Below are 1709 nucleotides of genomic sequence, written 5' to 3' on the forward strand. Positions count from 1 at the left end.
CAAGTCGCTGGCCGACGCGGGCCTGCAGGCCGCCGACATCGATTACATCAACGCGCACGCCACCTCCACGCCGGCCGGCGATGCCAGCGAGGCCCGCGCCATTGCCGAGATTTTTGGCGAGCATCGCACGCCGGTGAGCTCCACCAAGTCGATGACCGGGCACGAGTGCTGGATGGCCGGGGCCAGCGAAATCGTGTATTCGATGCTGATGATGGAGCACGGATTTGTGGCCCCGAACATTAACTTTGAAACGCCCGACGCCGACTCGGCCAAGCTCAACATTATCAGCCGGGCCACCCCCGCTACCATCGACACATTCTTATCTAATTCCTTCGGTTTCGGAGGCACCAATTCTTCGCTCATTATCAAAAAATGGAAGCACCAGTAAAAACCAAAGAGGAGGTTATTGCTACTATCAACGAGTTTCTATCCGAAGAATTTGAAGTAGACATTGACACGATTCAGCCCGAGGCCAACCTGAGCACCACCCTGGGCCTGGATAGCCTCGACTACATCGACCTGGTGGTGATGACGGAGAGCAACTTCGGCTTTAAAGTGAAGCCCGAGGATTTCCCCGGCATCAAGACCTTCAACGACTTTTACCAGTACATCTTCGCCAAAATCGGCCTGCTGGATGAGTAACTGGCAGGGTCGCTCGCAGGCGACGGTGACGGGCTACCGCATTTTTGCGTTTTTTGTGCGGCACCTGGGCGTGCGGGCGGCCTACTTCATCCTGCTGTTTGTGGCGGGCTACTATTTCTGCTTTTCGTGGCGCAGCTCGCGGCCCATTCTGGCGCTGTACCGCCGCCGGCTGCATTTCTCGGCCCCGAAGGCGCTGCGGCTGCTGTACGCCAACTACTTCCGCTTCGGGCAAACGCTGATTGACAAGTTCGCGGTGCTGGCCGGGCAGCAGTCGGCTTTAACGTTTGCCTTCGATGGCAGCCATTATCTGGACGAGTTGGTGGCCGAGGGCGAGGGCGGCATTCTGCTGAGCGCCCACGCCGGCAACTGGGAGGCTGCGGGCCAGCTGCTGAGCCGCCTGAACCGGCCGGTGAGCATTGTGATGTACGACGGCGAGGAAGCCCGCATCAAGGAGTTTTTGCAACAGTCGGCCAACAAGAAATTCCAGGTCATTTTTGTGCAGAAGGACTTGTCGCACATCTTCCAAATCAACGCCGCGCTGGCGGCCAACGAGCTGGTGTGCATTCACGCCGACCGGTTTATGCCCGGTGCCAAAACGCTGGATATAAACTTCCTGGGCGCGCCGGCCCGGTTCCCCGAAGGGCCGTTTCTGTTGGCGCTGAAGTTTGCGGCTCCGGTTACGTTCGTGTACGCGTTTAAGGAAACGGCCACGCACTATCAGCTGTCGGCCACGCCGCCGCAGCGCTACCGCACCCGGCACCACGACACCGTGCACACCATTGCCGCCGCCTACGCCGCCACGCTCGAAGCCAAGGTGCGCCAGTACCCGACGCAGTGGTTCAACTACTACGATTTCTGGAACACCGCCGCATGATTGCCACCGGAGAAGCCCTGCTGCGCCTGCTGCCCCAGCGCCCGCCCCTGCTGCTGCTCGATGCGCTCATCAGCTGCGCCAACGACCAGACCGTGAGCCAGTACCGCGTGCCCGCCGACATGGTGCTGCTGGAAGCCGGCCACCTGAGCGAGGCCGGCCTCGTGGAGAACATTGCCCAGACGGCGGCGGCCGG

At 60.7% G+C, this 1709-nt stretch carries 2 protein-coding genes and 2 pseudogenes; all 4 read left to right on the top strand.

From position 1 onward, the window contains the following. A pseudogene (locus tag ACYVDE_RS21930) lies at positions 1-388 on the top strand (beta-ketoacyl-[acyl-carrier-protein] synthase family protein); the annotation flags it as partial. Beyond that, positions 373-642, top strand: coding sequence for an acyl carrier protein (locus ACYVDE_RS21935; protein WP_460503669.1), 270 nt, complete (start codon positions 373-375; stop codon positions 640-642). The pseudogene ACYVDE_RS21930 and the gene ACYVDE_RS21935, both read left to right, overlap by 16 nt. Next, a complete protein-coding gene (locus tag ACYVDE_RS21940; RefSeq protein ID WP_460503670.1) occupies positions 635-1516 on the top strand; it encodes an LpxL/LpxP family acyltransferase in 882 nt (293 codons plus the stop codon). Before ACYVDE_RS21935 ends, ACYVDE_RS21940 begins: the two co-directional genes overlap by 8 nt. After that, positions 1513-1709 (top strand): annotated as a pseudogene (locus ACYVDE_RS21945) (hypothetical protein); the annotation flags it as partial. The gene ACYVDE_RS21940 and the pseudogene ACYVDE_RS21945, both read left to right, overlap by 4 nt.

The organism is Hymenobacter agri (genome assembly GCF_054778495.1).